This is a genomic window from Photobacterium makurazakiensis (assembly GCF_050336715.1).
Lineage (GTDB): Bacteria > Pseudomonadota > Gammaproteobacteria > Enterobacterales > Vibrionaceae > Photobacterium > Photobacterium makurazakiensis.
The window spans coordinates 1-1226 of the sequence record NZ_JAKJSJ010000003.1; the positions used below are offsets into that span (position 1 = coordinate 1).

Annotated in this window: 4 tRNA genes and 2 rRNA genes; all 6 read right to left on the reverse strand. The window is 47.8% G+C overall.

The features are described from left to right. Positions 1-174: ribosomal RNA gene (locus L4D09_RS00260) — 23S ribosomal RNA — on the reverse strand; the annotation flags it as partial. Positions 175-464: 290 nt separating this feature from the next. After that, positions 465-540, reverse strand: a tRNA-Ala gene (locus L4D09_RS00265). Between the two features lie 42 nt (positions 541-582). Continuing rightward, positions 583-658: transfer RNA gene (locus tag L4D09_RS00270), tRNA-Val, on the reverse strand. Positions 659-689: 31 nt separating this feature from the next. Next, a tRNA-Lys gene (locus tag L4D09_RS00275) sits at positions 690-765 on the reverse strand. A gap of 1 nt (position 766) precedes the next feature. After that, positions 767-842: transfer RNA gene (locus L4D09_RS00280), tRNA-Glu, on the reverse strand. 100 nt (positions 843-942) lie between these two features. Further along, positions 943-1226: ribosomal RNA gene (locus L4D09_RS00285) — 16S ribosomal RNA — on the reverse strand; the annotation flags it as partial.

The following is a 1226-nucleotide window of genomic DNA, read 5'->3' on the forward strand; positions in this document are numbered from 1 at the left end:
TCGTTACACTATGTATTCATGTAACGATAACTGCTTATGCAGCTGGGTTTCCCCATTCGGAAATCGTAGACTCAAGTGGCTTTTACTGCCTAATCTACGCTTATCGCAAGTTAATACGTCCTTCATCGCCTCTGACTGCCCAGGCATCCACCGTGTACGCTTAGTCACTTAACCATACAACCCCAAGAGGTTTCAGTATGGCAACAACCAAGGTTCACTCTCTANTAAAAGAGAATTATTTGTTTTCGCCGGACTCTTACACAAGACACTTGAATGTGTTTGTTTTGAGAACTCGTTCTTACCTCTTCGATAAAAAAAAAAGTAAGAAAATCAGTAATCGAAGCGACGAAACATTAAATTTACTAGTCAGCTTTCCAGATTGTTAAAGAGCATTGTGTTTCACTACCTCCAAAGAGACAAAAAAACCACTTTCTAATCACACTCATCAGAATGCATTTAGAAAGTGGTGGAGCTATGCGGGATCGAACCGCAGACCTCCTGCGTGCAAGGCAGGCGCTCTCCCAGCTGAGCTATAGCCCCAACGTTTTACTTCTTTGGTAGAAGTTTTCTCAAAAGAGAAAATGGTGGGCGATACCGGGCTCGAACCAGTGACCCCCTCCTTGTAAGGGAGGTGCTCTCCCAACTGAGCTAATCGCCCACGATAGTTTGAATTCCTTCGTGAGAAAGAATGGTGGGTCGTGCAGGATTCGAACCTGCGACCAATTGATTAAAAGTCAACTGCTCTACCAACTGAGCTAACGACCCGTGGCGTCCCATAGGGGAGTCGAACCCCTGTTACCGCCGTGAAAGGGCGGTGTCCTAGGCCTCTAGACGAATGGGACTAAGTATTTCTTGCGAATGTTGTTGGGCAACATTCGCGCTCTCTTACATTTCGACCAAGCAATCTGTGTGGACACTGCATAAAACAGCAGGTCATATCGTTAAGGAGGTGATCCAGCCCCAGGTTCCCCTAGGGCTACCTTGTTACGACTTCACCCCAGTCATGAACCACACCGTGGTAAACGCCCTCCCCGAAAGGTTAAGCTATCTACTTCTGGTGCAGCCCACTCCCATGGTGTGACGGGCGGTGTGTACAAGGCCCGGGAACGTATTCACCGTGGCATTCTGATCCACGATTACTAGCGATTCCGACTTCATGGAGTCGAGTTGCAGACTCCAATCCGGACTACGACGTACTTTCTGGGATTCGCTCACCATCGCTGGTT